The organism is Candidatus Curtissbacteria bacterium, assembly GCA_024654445.1.
Taxonomy (GTDB): Bacteria; Patescibacteriota; Microgenomatia; order Curtissbacterales; family GWA2-41-24; genus JANLHP01.
This window is the reverse complement of record JANLHP010000013.1, coordinates 97134-112387: the sequence shown is the minus strand read 5'-3', so window position 1 is coordinate 112387 and position 15254 is coordinate 97134. Positions and strand designations below refer to the sequence as shown.

Below are 15254 nucleotides of genomic sequence, written 5' to 3'. Positions count from 1 at the left end.
TCAATCCAAACATAGCAACCATCCAAACATCGAAGGATTTTGCGGACCAAGTTTACTTTTTGCCCGTCGAGCCACATTTTGTCCAAGAGATAATAAGAGCCGAAAAACCTGACGGAATCCTTCTATCTTTCGGAGGACAAACTGCCCTAAATTGTGGTCTTGCGCTGAGCAAATCAAATTTTCTTAAAAACCATAATGTGACTGTTCTGGGAACTCCGGTTTCAGCAATACAAATAACAGAAGACAGACACCTGTTTGCCAAAACCCTTGAGAGCATCGACCTCCTAATTCCCAAGAGCACGGCAATCAGATCACCAAAAGCAGCCAAAGCGGCAGCCCAAAAAATAGGATATCCGATTATCGCCAGGAGTGGGTTTTCTCTCGGCGGTCAAGATTCGCAAGTTTGCTACAGCGAAAAAGAATTGACAGAAGCAGTAACAAGAGCCCTTTCCAAGTCTCCTCAAGTTTTAATCGAAGAATACTTAAACGGCTGGAAGGAAATCGAATACGAAGTAGTCCGAGACAAATACGACAACTGTATCACCGTTTGCAATATGGAAAATATCGACCCAATGGGAATCCATACAGGAGAATCAATTGTCGTTGCACCATCCCAAACACTCAATAATTTTGAATATCATAAACTTCGCGAAATTGCGATCAAAGTAATCAGACATCTGGGAATAGTGGGGGAGTGCAACATTCAGTTTGCGCTAAATCCTAATCCAAAGCAAACAAATCCGAAATACGAATATCGAAATTCGAAACAATATCAAAATACAAATTCTCAAAATTCAAAACGTTTAGAACATTTGAATTTAGAAAATTCTAATTTGTTTCGTGCTTCGGATTTAGAATTTCGAAATTCCCTCGATTATCGCATAATCGAGGTCAACGCGCGTCTTTCAAGAAGCTCTGCTTTAGCATCGAAAGCAACAGGTTATCCTCTTGCTTACGTTGCCGCAAAGATTGGACTCGGTTATGGCTTAACCGAAATTAAAAATTCTGTCACCAAAAAAACAATTGCTTGCTTTGAGCCAGCACTCGACTACATTGTCGTCAAAATGCCCAGATGGGATCTTAATAAATTCTCACGCAGCGAGTATCAAATCGGTCCGTACATGCAATCAGTCGGGGAAGTAATGGCAGTAGGCAGAAAGCTGGAAGAAGCTCTGCAAAAAGCAGTCAGAATGTTAGACCTTGGTTTTGATGGCGTGCTCGACGAAAGGGCGCCAACAATCGAATACGCCCAACCAACTCCGTCTCGCATCTTTGCAATTGCTCAAGCACTTAAAGAGGGAGTGTCAACATCCACAGTTGCCAAAAAAACTGGCATCGATAAATTCTTTTTAGAAAAAATCAAACGTATCGTCGACTTAGAAGAACGAATTAAAAAAACGAAAGCCAAAAGCAAAGAAGATTTGCTTGAAGCAAAGAAATTTGGATTCTCTGACAAACGTCTCGCAACTCTTACAAATTCCACAGAAGAGACCATTCGAGAAAGAAGACAAAATCTTGATATCCATCCTAGCGCTAAACAAATAGACACACTTGCAGCAGAATATCCCGCGGAAACCAACTACCTCTACCTAACCTACAACGGCGAGAGTGATGATGTTTTCATGCAAGACAACAAGAATCTAAAAGCCAAAAATAAAGTTATCGTGTTGGGTTCTGGTCCATATAGAATCGGCTCATCTGTAGAATTTGACTGGTGCAGCGTCAACTGCGCCCAAACCGCAAGAGAGGGCGGCATGTCGACGATCATCGTAAACTGCAATCCCGAAACAGTCTCTACAGATTTCGACATGGCAGACAAACTCTACTTTGACGAACTTTCTACTGAAACCGTTTTGGAAATTTACGAAAAGGAAAAAGCTAAAGGTGTCATTGTTTCTATGGGCGGGCAAACACCCAATAATCTCGTTATGAAACTAGCAAAAAGTGGCGTAAATATTCTCGGAACAAAACCCGAATCAATCGATAGGGCAGAGGACCGCAATAAGTTCTCGAGTCTTTGTGACAATCTAGAGATCGACCAACCCGATTGGGCAATGCTAAAAAGCGTTAAAGACGCTGTCTCTTTTTCAGAAAACATTGGTTTTCCGGTTTTAATTCGTCCCTCGTACGTTCTCTCCGGAGCAGCCATGAACTTAGCCTTTAACTCAAAAGATCTTCTCGATTACCTAAAAGAAGCTTCCGATATCTCTCCTCTGCATCCGGTGGTGATTTCCAAGTTCGTTCAAAACGCTAAAGAAATAGAAATAGACGCCGTTGCTGATTCCGGAAATTTACTAGTCTACGCAATTTCAGAACACGTAGAAAATGCGGGTGTCCACTCCGGGGATTCAACTATGGTTCTTCCTGCGCAAAAGATTTACCTTGAAACAGAAAAACAAATTTTAAAGATTACAAATAAAATTGCAAAAGAATTAAAAATCACGGGACCCTTTAACATCCAATTTCTAGCTCAAGACAATAAAGTTATGGTTATAGAATGTAATTTGCGCGCATCCCGAAGTCTTCCTTTCGTCTCGAAAGTAATAGGCGTTAATTTCGTCAAAGTCGCAACAGACGCGATACTAAAGCTCAAGGAACCAAAAGTTTACGACAGCAACAACATTTCTTATGTCGGAGTCAAAGCTCCTCAGTTTTCGTTTTCTAGGGTAAAAGGAGCCGACCCCATTTTGCGTGTAGAAATGTCGTCGACAGGAGAGGTAGCATCCTTCGGCGAAGACGTTTCGGAAGCCTTTTTAAAGTCAATTCTTGCGACCGGTATTAAATATCCTCAAAATTCAGTCTTCATTTCCTTGGCAGGGGACGAAAACAAAGCCAAATTCCTGGAATCTGCAATAAAGCTTTACGGCCTTGGGCTCAAAATCTACGCAACAGTTGGAACTTCTGCATTTCTTAAAAAACACGGGCTAAAAAATATCAAACTTCACAAAATTTACGAGCGCAAAAAACCAAATGTCCTTGATTTTCTTCACACCAAAAAAATCGATCTCGTAATAAACATCATTGATCCTTACTTTAAAAAAGAATTCGACGATGACTACCTGATAAGACGCGCGACGATCGACTTTGGGATTCCGCTTTTAACCAACATTCAAACAGCAGAACTTTTTGTAAAAGCAATTTACGAGAAGAAACTGAGTGACCTTAAGCCTTTACCTTGGCAGTCGTATGTGGTACACCGAAATTAATATGACGGAGAGTATAACGCGCCAGGTAGGTGAATTATCAAAACAAGATTTCGAAAGAATATTGTTCGCGACAGAAGACTTCGTAGACTTTTTACAGACAAACCCCGAGATTCTCGATCAGTCTCCGGATGACGCAAACCCCGTCGAAAACGCACTTGGAATGTTCAAGAGATTCACACTACTTACGACTAATCAGGACATTGATCCTGATTATCATGCCATTTTAGATTTAACACTCGAAGAAGTGGGGATGATTATTAGAGATGGAGCAATCGAATTTCCATCTACCAACGCCTTAGTCTTAAAAGATAAAATCTTGCAGGGAATAGAGATTTAGAAAAGAACTATTTGTTTCCACTATGAAATGCTTTGTGGACGTTTTTAAGCTGGGCGTTTGTAACGTGAGTGTAGATCTGAGTTGTTGCCACATTTTTGTGACCCAAAAGCTCCTGCACACTCCTTAGGTCCGCGCCATTCATCAAAAGATCGGTAGCAAACGAATGCCTCAAAACATGCGGCGTGGCTTTAACCGGCAAACGAGCTTTCTTAACATATTTGTCTATCATTCGCTGAACAGATCGGGGAGTGAGCCTCATTTTTTCTCCGGAAGTTGGCTCATCAACCGGATCTTTCGCACCGGAATATCTAATAAATAAAGGCTTAAAACTATCGGTACGTTTGGAAAAATATCTCTCGAGCCAAACAGCGGCTCTTTCGGAAATAAACACAACTCTCGCGCGTTGTCCTTTACCTATAACACCAAACTCTCTTCTTTCCAAATTAATATGATCGCGGTCAAGCTTGCAAAGCTCTGATACCCGAAGTCCCGTAGAAAACAACATTTCCATTAAAGCTTTATCCCTCAAACCGAGTTCTTTAGAAACATCGGGCTGAGAAAGCAGGCGTTCCAGCTGCTCACGGTCCAAAAACTTCAGAGATCGACTCTCCGTTTTCGGCAATTCGATCTTATCGGGGGTGACGACATTAAGATCTTTTTTAGCCAGATATCTCAAGAACGATCTCAGCGCAATTACATAGTAGTTCTGAGTCACTTTTTTGAGCGGAAGATTACCGTTTGGACTATTAAAATGGGCCAAATATACACGATATTTACGCACAAGGTCCAAAGATATATCGCTCGGCTCAACAATAGGGGAGTTAGCCGTGGACCAGTCGACGAAAAAGTTCAAATAATGGCGGTAATCACGAATTGTAAGAGGTGAAAGATTTCGTTCAATTTCTAGATATTCCAGAAATTCCTCGACCAGGGCAGAAAGGTTAAACATATTTTAGTATTGAGTATTTGGTATCTAGTATAAGTTTAGAAAGTAGGGAAGTGATTGTCAAACAATTTGCGACGTGTCCCAACTTGTCCTGAGCGAAGTCGAAGGATTCTACGACGCGGATGAGCGTAAAAGCAAATAGCACCTGAAGCTAGTGCTAAAATTCTGCGACAGAGACGAAGAATTTCGACATAAGGCTGGGTAAAGCGGTACAATAATAGGAAGGTGCCAAAATACAAAAGAGTTCTTCTAAAACTTTCCGGTGAAACTTTTCTTGGAAAAAGGGAGTACGGAATCGACCCCGAATTCACTATTTGGCTCGCTAAAGAAATAATTAAAGCCCAAAAGACAGGTACGCAAGTAGAAATTGTGGTCGGCGGAGGCAACATATTTCGTGGGACAGCAGCAGAAGAGCACGGACTAGAGCGGACAGTTGGGGATTATATCGGAATGCTGGCAACAATCATGAATTCACTCGCGCTTCAAGCAGCCTTGGAAAAAGAAGGCCAACAGGCACGAGTTCAAAGCGCGATCGAAATCAACGACGTTTGTGAGCCATATATAAGAAGAAAGGCACTAAGACATTTGGAAAAGGGGAGAGTTGTCATTTTTGCTGGGGGAAGCGGAAATCCTTTTTTTACAACGGACACAGCAGCGGCGCTAAGAGCGTTAGAAACAGAATGCGACATTATCCTCAAGGGAACCAAGGTTGACGGCGTTTACAATAAAGACCCAAAGAAAAATGGTGACGCAACAAAACTTGAAAAAGTCAGCTTCGACGAAGCAATAACCAACAAAGAGATAGAAGTCATGGATAACAGCGCGCTTTCAATGTGTATGGACCACAACATCCCAATTTTGGTTTTTGACCTTCTAAAAGAAGGCAACATCGAAAAAGCCGTTAACGGCGAACCCATCGGTACCCTCATTTCCTAGTTCTATTCAACCCCATAGTCTTTTTCTTACATTTCTGCTATAATTCTATTAGAATGGGCTATCAAGAAAGAATATTCGATCCAGCGTTAGGAATAGAAACAAAGTCCGTTGAGAGAATAAGAAGAACCGGAAATCTGGACGTCGTTGTAACACAGTCCCGTAGAGGACACGTGATTGTATCTTATAAACCAGGAAGGTCAGCCAGTAGCTTTATGCTAGCTTATTGTATCTCCGCGATTGGTGATGAGGCAATAGAACCTTCCCTTGAAGAGTTCGCACCAGTCGTCCCGATCAATGGCCCGTTCGTGACGCTTGAAGCTTCCGCAATCGCTGCTGAAGAAAATTTTCATTTAATGTTTCCGGATATAAAAATTAAAAAAATCCGGTGTTTTACGTCTTTAAGACAAGGCAAGCCATTTGCGACAATATCTCCCGAAACCAACTAATAAACATAGAGCTTTTTGGTCTCTTTTTAGCCTCGATTAGCCCATCAGAGCGCCTTAAACGGCTTTTTCTTAAAAAGACAGTTAGTTAGTCATTTACTTTTATTTTAACGCGACCATTTTGGGAGAAGGCGAGCGATTTACTACAAAAAATATCCAACGACTGCAAAAAGCAACAAACAGGGGACAAATACATCAAAACTAAACAAACGAAACCTGCAGAAAGTCAAGAAAATAAGAGCTGAATTTGGACCAAATTCATAATTCATAAATCATAATTCTTAATTCTTCTTATTTACCCCTCCTTCCCTCATACCCTCGACCCGCGTCGTAAAAGTATTATTGTGCGACGCAATAGGATATTCAGATCAACGCTCGAACGAGGGAATAAGCGTACACAGACAGACAACCAGAGACATAACTCTTTTCTCATAGATATCCATGACTATTTTTGGCCCTTCCCCGATAGAGACCAGCGAACAAGGTCCCACCGTTAGCAGTCTTTTTATAGGCCTGCTGAAATTTTCGCTTAAGTGCGTGTGTATTGTGAGGTGGGGCTCCCTGTCTTGAAGCGCTGCCTCTCAAAATAATCCTTGTCAGCTGGCCCAAATTTCGCCCTTTAATCCGGACATTTTTCACGGCTTTACACCTCCCTTTTTCACGAATACTATAAATGTATCACACTATATCACCCATTCCTCTACTCCCACTCCTCTACCTCAAGCAGTCCGTTCCATTTTTTGAAGCTAGACTGTGGCTAGAAAATTTTTAAGATATTCTCAACTACACTCTAAATACGCTCTTCCCCTTGAATAACTATAGGTCTTAGAAGCCCGCGAGTTATTGGGTTTAGAAATTAGAAATTAAAAAGAGAAGTTTTGCTCCGCAAAATTAGAAATTGCGCAAAGCGCGTTTATCCGCCCCACCTTGTAGAAACAACTACGGTCACAAATACGGCGAAAGAAACAGCTAAATACTCGATGACTGCCCTCTGCTTCAACTTGTCGCTGAAATGCAGCTGCGACAGCCCCATCAAAACGTACATGATTGTCGAAAGAGCTAGCGCCCCGTTAATTGGCGCAATTGGCCAGAAAGAAAGCACCGTCGCCACCTCTACGCTCACCAGCGTAAACACAATCGCGTATATAAAAACCTTACGTGAGATAAAATCGACGAGTTCATACGACCATAGTGCCGCTAAATAAAGCGGCATCACAATAACCGCAGTCACGAGTGCTACAAGAAAAAACGGCAAATGCAGCGAATAAAGCACGTTAGAAAGAAAAAACGTAGAAATTATCGAAAACAATAGTCCTACCGCGTGGGCTGCACGCAAAAGCGCAATCGTTCGAATCGCGGCAACATTGTAGATATTAGAAGTTAGCATCAAAAGATAAACAGAAATTCCAAACAAAAAAGCAAACGGCAATCTCGTTAACCACCTAACTGGCAGCAAAAAGTAAAAAAGCGAAGCACCTGCAACAAAATACGCCGGTAAAAGAAGGAGCAAAAAGTACTTCACCCCCGAGAGCTCTCCCCAAAGTGAAAACACAGAAAGAAAAATTGTAAAGAATGTCAGTACACCTATTGTTTCGAATCTTAATGATTCAGGAACCGTCTGCGTCGCGACCAGAATAACCGTTAAGAAAAAAGACATCAGTATGAACTTTTGCCTTTTCGTAATTTCGTACGCAGTTATTCGTTTTAAATTCAATGCCACTTTTTACCCTTCCGAAGTTCTGCAACGCAGAACGTAGGAGGGCCCTTACACCTTTTTCTTTTTAGATTTTATAAACTTCCGAGGGCTTTCAGCCCTCGGTATTGTATTTTCGAGTTTAGAAGAGCGAGCAGAAAAATCATCATCTTTGACTCCTCGAATCTCGGAAGTATGTAATCCCTCTTTCGCACTCGTCCGTGGGCTAAGAGTCTTCGATTTTCTGCGAGGGATTATGAATGAAGTCGGCGCTGGTACTACAGCCGCAACTTCTGTTTCCATCGTCTTTAGCACATGACAAATCGCAACCGCAAGCGCATCCGCCGCATCGTCTATGTACCCTTTCATCGGTTTTGTAAGTTCTCGTCCCCCAAGTCTTGCAACTACATTTCGCTGAATTTCTTTCTTGTCAGATTTTCCACTCCCCGTTAAGGTAAACTTTACATGCAATCCTTGATATTCAAATATAGGTAGCCTATAGGATGCAGCGGTCGAGAGCACAACTCCCCTAGCCTGTCCTACAGTCATCGCCGTTCTAGAATTAACGCCGAAGAATAATTGCTCTATTGCTACACAATCAGGTTTAAAACGCTTGAATAGTCCATCAAGCTCTTTTTGGATACTATATAGTCTCAGGGGCATATCTTGTTCTTTGGGGGTAACGATGCAGTTGTACTCTACCAGCTTTAGCTTCCCATTTTTGGCGTAACCGTTAGTTTCGATTACCCCATAGCCTGTTGTCGCAGTTCCTGGATCAATCCCAAAAATCAGCATTTTGGATTACTTTCTGGGCCTTGGCCCATCGTACTCCACGTCATTTTCATCAAGCCTTCTCACCGGTTTTTCGCGCAGTGCTTCTTCGGCAACATGAGCAACTAGTCCGGGGACCCTCGCGATTATAAAAACACCCTTCCCTACTTTTGGATTAAAATCCATCTCTAAAAGAAGAGCCGCTGTTATCCCATCAATGTTGAGCGGCAGTTTTTTACCGCCTTCGGATAACCTTTCTTCAACTTCAACTGCAAATTTTACATACTTCCCGTAAAACCCATATTCCTTCGCAAGCGCAATTAACCTTTCGCTTCTAGGATCTACACTATAAAGTCTGTGACCAAATCCGCTGACCCTGTCCCCACTCTTTTTAAAATCATCAAGAAGCTTATCCACACCTTCTGGCTGATATTGTTTAAATATTTCCATTGCGCGTTCAATTGCTCCCCCGTGGTATTCCCCAAACGCCAATACCCCACCAGCTACTGCCGCCTGAACTGGGCTACCGCCAGAATATATGTTTCTTGCAGCAACAACAGACGCAGGCTCCACCCCATGGTCAATGGCAATCGTCAAAATCGCATTGAGCATTGCCTCAGAGTTTTTGTCTGGTAGTTCCCCCTTCAGAACTAAATAAATTGCAGCAGTGAATGATTTATTCCCGGCAAGACCCGTAAGATCATAGCCGTGCACGTGCGGCTTTCCTTCAACATGAGTCGTAATTGCAGTTCTGTATTTAGCCATATATTACAAGTATACCCGAAAGCAGAATGCAGAAACTAGCGAATTGTCTTCCGGATGAGGGCAGGTATATCTTCGAAATTTTCAGCAACAATTGCACCAGCGGATCTTAGCGCTTTAATTTTATCTTCCATCGTTGCTTCTAAGCCGACAATGGCACCAGCATGTCCTAAGCTAGTATCTTTGGGTAAACTTTCAGCAAATTTACCAGCTAAAAATACAATAAATGGTTTTCTGAAACTTCCTTCTCGAATCAATTTAGCTGCCTCTATTTCGCTGCTTCCCCCCACTTCTCCGAACGCGACAACAAGCTTAGTATCAGGATCTTCCTGAAACATCATCAAAAGGTCCGAAAAGGTTATTCCTGCAAGTAAATCGCCACCTACACCCACAACTGTCGATTGGCCAAATCCTCCATTTGAGATAAGCCGTCCAAGTTCGCTACACATTCCTCCAGATTTTGAAATGACGCCAACCTGGCCTTTGCTGAAAACCGCGTCTGGGTTTGGACCTCCAATAGAGCCGATTTTGCCTTCACCGGGAGAAATTGCTCCAACAGATGCAGGACCCAGAACCCTCACTCCCTTTTTATTGGCGGCAAATAAAATTCGGGAAACGTCGTAAATTGGAATCTTTTCAACAAAAATTTGAATTAAGGGTATTCCCGCTTCTATCGCCTCCATTGCAGCATCATAAGCAAGAAGCGGCGGAACATACACCATCGAAACATCGACTGGTCCGACACTATCTAGCGCTTCACGGATTGTGTTAAAAACGGGAACACCTTCGACTTCTTGCCCGCCTTTCCCCGGCGTAACCCCAGCAACTACTTTTGTCCCGTAATTTAAAATCTCACCTGTTGCCTGCAATCCAGATTTACCAGTAATTCCCTGTATCAAAACTTTAGTTTCTTTGTTAACAAGAATGCTCATTTTGCCTTCCCTGCTTTGAACCCTCTTGAAAGCTCAACCATCTTCTTCCCTGCGACAGAAATCGGAGTCTCCGGGCCAAAAAGATGAATATCAAAACCCTCTTTTTTCGCAAATTTCTCAAGCATTTCGTACGCTTCTTTTTGTCTTGGTCCGCCTCTTCTTACGACAATTGGGTAGTTTGGTTTTGGCTTAACTTGCAAAAGTCCATCAGCAAGCCCTTTTAACGTTTCGTAAATATCTGTAAAATTCGCAACAGCTCCAGCAACTAAACACCCTGCAAGGCCTTCACGAGATAAAGCTATTTTGGTAAGCTTCTCGACTTTTTCTCTTGGAGGGTTGCCTGAATATTCAGTATAGTTTGCCGGCACTCCACCGCTTGCAAAAACAGCATCCATAACAAGTAAGCTCGCTCCCCCTCCAGAAGCAAGAATTGCAATATCCCCGTCAAACTCTATGAATGTTGACCCGGCAGAACCCCTGTAATCTTCCTCATCGATCTTCTTAGCATCAAGCTCTCGCTGAGTTGGAATAGCGCCCACTGCCCCCTTTGGCAAAACTTCTAAATCCTTATGACGAATTAGCGCCGAATCGTCTAAAATCACTTTGGAGTCTACTGCGACAAATTCCTCATCCGCATTTTGCGCAAGCGGATTAACCTCAACTAATCTCGCGTCATATTTAGAAAAAGCATCCCAGAGTCTCATCGCAAAATCAGCAGGCACTCCTTTTTTCTCCAAATCTTTAGTCTTGGGTCCATTGAACGGATCAATTTCGACCCGAATAATAGATTCAGGAGTCTCTTTTTGGACTTCTTCGATATCCATTCCACCTTGGGTGGAAAAAAGTAAAAATGGTGTTTTTGTGACAGTGTCGTAAGTAATCGACATATAAAATTCACTCGCGATTTCAACTTTTTCAAAAAGCGCGATATACTTTACGGCTTCACCGGAAAACTCACGGCCAAAATATTCCCCGCAAAAAGCCACCAGCTGCTTTTCGTTGGCACAAATCTTAACTCCCCCAGCCTTGCCTCGCTTGCCCGAAAGCACTTGAACTTTGGCAACAATTGGGAATTTTAGGCGTTTTCTGGCTTCTTTGGCTTCCTCTTCGCTCTCGACCACAACAAAAAAGGGGCTTTTTATGCCCACTTTTGAAAATATTCTATGTCCCTCGAATTCGTAAAGCTTCACCCTAGCTGTGTCCTAAGGTCAAATTTTAACACAAAAGTGGCTAAATTACCCACAATCCACTAAAATAATTACATGCAGATAGACACCGCAACAAGCTCAGACATAGACGCAATTCTCGCTCTCCAGACACAAATTTACCGAACAGACACTCCTGCCCCAAATTCTAAAGAGGTTCTCGAAAAACAGTTAGAAGACACTTCTTGCGACGTTTTGGTTTTAAGGGTTGACGATAAAGTCGTTGGTACTGCATCGATTTATTATTTAGATGTCGCAATAAGGGGAAAAAGGATCGCCTATCTCGAAGGTTTGGTCGTTGACAAAGCACAAAGAGGTAAAGGCCTGGGAACTTCCCTTTTTGAAAAGTGCGTCGAAATCGCAAAAGACAAAAATTGCTACAAAATGATCTTCACTTCCGGCTTCGATCGCGAAGACGCGCATAAATTCTACGAAAAACTAGGCTTCAAAAAATGGGGCTTTGAGTTTAGGATGGATCTTTAATAATCCTCAAAATCTATTTTTGGAGGAGGCACATTTTTGTGAGATTTTCTTTTCCTTCTCGTACTCCTATCCTTACCCCATAAAATTTGCCTTTGAAAGGAATATTCCTGGGGAGGAACTCTCTCTGCAACACCAAACATTAAAAGATGAACAACTCCCCTCTTAACGGCGTCTACTTGATCATTATTTGCACCTTCTTTCAAAGTTTCTAAACATTTGCTAATTCTCTCAAGCTCTTCCAGGTTTTCCTCGCACGCGTGAATCGAAACGCGCTCCCTTACATCTAAATGAAAGTCGAATGCAAAACCACCGAAATTTGATACCCTCATATGAAAACGCGGAAAAAATCGATCTCCTCTAAGCCTCCTCGTAAAGTTAAATTCTCTCGCTCTCTCGGATCCCGACTCGTAAAAATAATCACAGGAATTAATAACCGCCCTCACCTCTGTAGAAAGCCAATTTCCAGAAGTCACCCTCTCTGTCTCTATCATTGATAAATTAAGTTAGCTTGAACCCTCTCGTCTTAACCGTCACAATCTCGTATTCGCTTTTCTGCTTTTTGAGCTTCGTTCGAAGTCTTGCAACAAGTCTATCAACTGTCCAATCACTAACGCCCAACTCCTGAGCTTCCTCCGGCCAAACGTGTTCGATTATCGAATCTCGCTCACAAACTTCGTCACGATTTGCCAAGAGAAATTCAAACATTAATTTTTCCTTTTTCGTCAGGTCCGTTTTTTCAACTGGCGCGCTAACCCGCGATCGTCTTTTTAAATAATCCTCAAAAAGCACGCTGAATATCTTGGATTCCTTACCATCACCCGAAAGAATCCCTGTCTTCCATAAGTAAGCAGCCCCTTCCTTTTCCTCACGGCTGACACCAACTCCACGAAACGCTTTCTCGAGCACACTCTTTTCAGCTACCGTCAAACTCTCCCAAATTTCTTCTGATTGCAAACTAATTCGTTCATCTGAAACCAAAATCTCAAAAAGCTCATCTGTGCCAATACTCTGCCCTTTCACCCTTTGATTAAGAATAATAAGAGACAATTGCAGATACTGGACGTGTCCCCCGCTAAGTTTAAGTATCTCCTGCTCGACTTCTGCGCTCGGTTTAACATTATATTTCTGCTCGTAAGTCTCAAAAATAACCTTAGTGTCTTTTTCCTGAGCAGGCTCCATATATATAGGGTGCGAAAAAACAGAAAGAAGCTTACGCGAAAAAACGCTTGGTGAAATTTCGTCTAGCGTCCTGAAACTCGTAAAAACGTAGGCAAGTTTATTCGCACTTGCCGTCTGCAGCCCGACTAAGTTCGCGAAAAAGTCGCGATTGACAACGGGTTCGAGTCTGTCGAAGTGAAGGAAAAATATAGTAGGTAAAATATCACTTCTAATAAGCTCCAAAAGCGCTTGGCGCAGGCTTTCTATAGTCAAAAAAGCATCTTTAGACTGGATGGAATCGAGGAAAAGATCACTAATTTTCTTTTTTACTTCCGCGCTGATGTTTGAATTTTCAGCAACGTCCGCAAGCCTCTTAAAAGAGAGCACCCAAAAAGCAAAAAGGTCTATTTCGACGAGATCATTAAGGTCCACAGGAACGAACAAATGGCTCTCTCCGTGGTTAATATATTTCTCAACGACCCCCTCGCGATAAAGAAAGAAGCGCAAAAAATTCCCGATACCAACTCTTTTGGCACCGACTAACTCGACTGAATGTCTCAGCCTTAAATGTTCTCCGAGCTCCTTGGCGTCTTCTTCCCTAAAAGAAAGAGGGTACTTGCCCTCGATGTAAACGTTATTCACCAAAGAGTATGATACTTCTAAGAAACCCCGTTGGCAAACTAAAATTTGAAATGTCAGGTTCGTGTCATTCTTGCGTCAAGCGACGAACATAAGTCATTACTTAAGATTGCAAATATGGTAGAAAAAAGAATTGTCCCAAAAGGTGCGAGTGATTTTCATCCGGATCCTCAAATTGCCATGGGTTGTAACATTAGACCGCCTTCCTTAGTAGAAAGTGTCGACGTGCTTGAACAAAGAGCCAGAGTAAGACTGAGAAGGATTTCACCGGCAGAGGCGAAAGAAACTATTGACCAAATGCTTAGAGAAAAAGGTAGCTTCCCAACAAGGATGATACCGGCGCCCCCAGAGGATACTGACCTTACCTAGTCATTGGGCCTTTGCCACATCGTACGATAACCGACACCTTCGACAACACGTTTCAAAACAGCTCTCTCCTCGTTTAACATTGACGTAATTTCTCGATCCAGAAGATTTGTATCCACACTTCCTTCAATCGACTTTAAAAATTTGTCCCAAAAAGGAGTCTGCGTCAAAAAAACGAGCGGCATAACAACAGAGCCTACTTTGTAGTGAGACCTGTTTACACCATCGTGTGTCCCATCAGTCAAGTGTCGGGAAAAAGCTCGAGTCAAATTTATAGCGTACCTTCTATTAACATAATCAGCCGCAGTATCACTGTTGTCAGTTCTTACCCTTAATGGAATATTTTTAAGCGGATAAGTACCTAAAACCGGCCCATGTTCCTCACTAAATTTTCTCTCCACAATCAAAACCTTCTCTGCGAGAGGTGAATGGAACATGAATAAGCTATATCCCGCAAAACCCCTTCTCTCGGAATTTCCTTGTCTCTCTGCCCTCATACTAGTAGTTCGTCTTTTATATCAAAGTTCGAATGAACCTTTTGGACATCGTCAAGATCTTCAAGTTTTTCCATCAAAGCCAAAACTTTCTTTGCCGTTTCAGCATCCGTTATTTCCTGAGAAGTTGTTGCGTTTTTAGAAATTTCTGCATTTTCAACATTAATTCCTTTTTCCACTAACACATTTTTAACAGCTTCTAGATTATTAGGTTGTGTGTAAATCTCAACCATATCCCCAGCTTCCGCGACATCCTCTGCCCCAGCTTCTATCGCAATATCCAAAAATTCATCCATTGTTTTCCCATTTTTCGACACTGTAATTACACCTTCATCCTTAAACATCCATGAAACAGTTCCGGGTGCGACAAAACTTCCACCCGCCCTGTCTATCGTGCTTTTAACCTCTGCCGTCGTCCTATTCTTATTATCTGTAGCAGCTTCCACAACCAAAGCTACTTTACCCGGTCCATAACCTTCGTAAGCAACAGACTGTAAACTGTCCCCGCCTCCCTTGCCAATACCTCGCTCTATCGCCCTCTGGATGTTATCCTTTGGCATGTTAACAGCTCTCGCCTGATCCATAGCCAGCCTCAATTTAAAATTACTCGTAGGATCACCTCCGCCACCTTCGCGTACTGCAATAATTATGGCGTTAGCCATCTTCGTAAAGGTAAGTCCACGCTTAACATCGGCTGCTCCCTTTTGCCGTTTGATTGTGCTCCACTTACTATGCCCGCTCATGGTCTCTAATTTTAGATTCTCAAATCAAAATTTTCAATTCGTAAAGATACTTGAGTAAATATAGTCCTCTTTTTTCTCAGGAATGTTCCACTTTTTTCACCCATTGACGGAAAGTCCACCGTTATCATATTGTGGATTTC

At 42.4% G+C, this 15254-nt stretch carries 15 protein-coding genes and 1 pseudogene; 6 read left to right on the top strand and 10 right to left on the bottom strand.

Features of this window, described 5'->3' with window-relative positions; all coding sequences use genetic code 11:
- Both carB and NUV69_01720 read left to right on the top strand, forming a co-directional pair.
- A partial coding sequence (gene carB, locus NUV69_01725) for a carbamoyl-phosphate synthase large subunit (GenBank protein MCR4324385.1) occupies positions 1-3206 on the top strand: 3206 nt, incomplete at its 5' end.
- A 1-nt stretch (position 3207) separates the two neighbouring features.
- A complete protein-coding gene (locus NUV69_01720) occupies positions 3208-3543 on the top strand; it encodes a hypothetical protein (GenBank protein MCR4324384.1) in 336 nt (111 codons plus the stop codon).
- A 7-nt stretch (positions 3544-3550) separates the two neighbouring features.
- On the opposite strand, the gene NUV69_01715 is transcribed toward NUV69_01720, so the two are convergent.
- Positions 3551-4492: a tyrosine-type recombinase/integrase gene (locus NUV69_01715; GenBank protein MCR4324383.1), complete on the bottom strand. Its 942-nt coding sequence runs from the start codon at positions 4490-4492 to the stop codon at positions 3551-3553.
- Between the two features lie 222 nt (positions 4493-4714).
- Here NUV69_01715 and pyrH point away from each other — a divergent pair, with 222 nt between their 5' ends.
- Positions 4715-5425 carry a UMP kinase gene (pyrH, locus tag NUV69_01710; GenBank protein MCR4324382.1) on the top strand — a complete coding sequence of 237 codons (711 nt, stop codon included), beginning with the start codon at positions 4715-4717 and terminating at the stop codon, positions 5423-5425.
- A 53-nt stretch (positions 5426-5478) separates the two neighbouring features.
- Positions 5479-5871, top strand: coding sequence for a hypothetical protein (locus NUV69_01705; GenBank protein MCR4324381.1), 393 nt, complete (start codon positions 5479-5481; stop codon positions 5869-5871).
- 910 nt (positions 5872-6781) lie between these two features.
- On the opposite strand, the gene NUV69_01700 is transcribed toward NUV69_01705, so the two are convergent.
- From NUV69_01700 to NUV69_01680, 5 genes and pseudogenes are all read right to left on the bottom strand, one after another.
- Positions 6782-7582, bottom strand: coding sequence for a hypothetical protein (locus tag NUV69_01700; protein MCR4324380.1), 801 nt, complete (start codon positions 7580-7582; stop codon positions 6782-6784).
- Between the two features lie 291 nt (positions 7583-7873).
- Positions 7874-8356, bottom strand: a pseudogene (gene ruvC, locus NUV69_01695) (crossover junction endodeoxyribonuclease RuvC).
- Positions 8357-8362: 6 nt separating this feature from the next.
- Positions 8363-9097: a citryl-CoA lyase gene (locus tag NUV69_01690; protein ID MCR4324379.1), complete on the bottom strand. Its 735-nt coding sequence runs from the start codon at positions 9095-9097 to the stop codon at positions 8363-8365.
- Positions 9098-9132: 35 nt separating this feature from the next.
- A complete protein-coding gene (locus NUV69_01685) occupies positions 9133-10026 on the bottom strand; it encodes a succinate--CoA ligase subunit alpha (protein ID MCR4324378.1) in 894 nt (297 codons plus the stop codon).
- Positions 10023-11216 carry a hypothetical protein gene (locus NUV69_01680; protein ID MCR4324377.1) on the bottom strand — a complete coding sequence of 398 codons (1194 nt, stop codon included), beginning with the start codon at positions 11214-11216 and terminating at the stop codon, positions 10023-10025. The genes NUV69_01685 and NUV69_01680 overlap by 4 nt, the downstream gene beginning before the upstream one ends.
- Positions 11217-11288: 72 nt before the next feature.
- Here NUV69_01680 and NUV69_01675 point away from each other — a divergent pair, with 72 nt between their 5' ends.
- Positions 11289-11714, top strand: a complete 426-nt coding sequence (locus tag NUV69_01675; protein MCR4324376.1) for a GNAT family N-acetyltransferase — start codon at positions 11289-11291, stop codon at positions 11712-11714.
- On the opposite strand, the gene NUV69_01670 is transcribed toward NUV69_01675, so the two are convergent.
- Together NUV69_01670 and NUV69_01665 are read right to left on the bottom strand one after the other, a co-directional pair.
- On the bottom strand, positions 11711-12205 hold the full coding sequence (locus NUV69_01670; GenBank protein ID MCR4324375.1) for a hypothetical protein: 495 nt from the start codon (positions 12203-12205) through the stop codon (positions 11711-11713). The genes NUV69_01675 and NUV69_01670 overlap by 4 nt on opposite strands.
- 7 nt (positions 12206-12212) lie before the next feature.
- Positions 12213-13514 carry a helix-turn-helix domain-containing protein gene (locus NUV69_01665; protein ID MCR4324374.1) on the bottom strand — a complete coding sequence of 434 codons (1302 nt, stop codon included), beginning with the start codon at positions 13512-13514 and terminating at the stop codon, positions 12213-12215.
- Between the two features lie 45 nt (positions 13515-13559).
- On the opposite strand from NUV69_01665, the gene NUV69_01660 reads away from it, so the two are divergent.
- Positions 13560-13880 (top strand): hypothetical protein, encoded by a 321-nt coding sequence (locus tag NUV69_01660; GenBank protein MCR4324373.1) that lies wholly within the window; start codon positions 13560-13562, stop codon positions 13878-13880.
- Here NUV69_01660 and NUV69_01655 read toward each other — a convergent pair.
- Complete coding sequence (locus NUV69_01655) at positions 13877-14374, bottom strand: hypothetical protein (protein MCR4324372.1); 498 nt, start codon at positions 14372-14374, stop codon at positions 13877-13879. The genes NUV69_01660 and NUV69_01655 overlap by 4 nt on opposite strands.
- The gene (locus NUV69_01650; GenBank protein MCR4324371.1) at positions 14371-15114 is read right to left on the bottom strand and encodes a YebC/PmpR family DNA-binding transcriptional regulator; all 744 of its coding nucleotides are present in this window, start codon (positions 15112-15114) and stop codon (positions 14371-14373) included. Before NUV69_01650 ends, NUV69_01655 begins: the two co-directional genes overlap by 4 nt.
- Between the last annotated feature and the right edge of the window lie 140 nt (positions 15115-15254).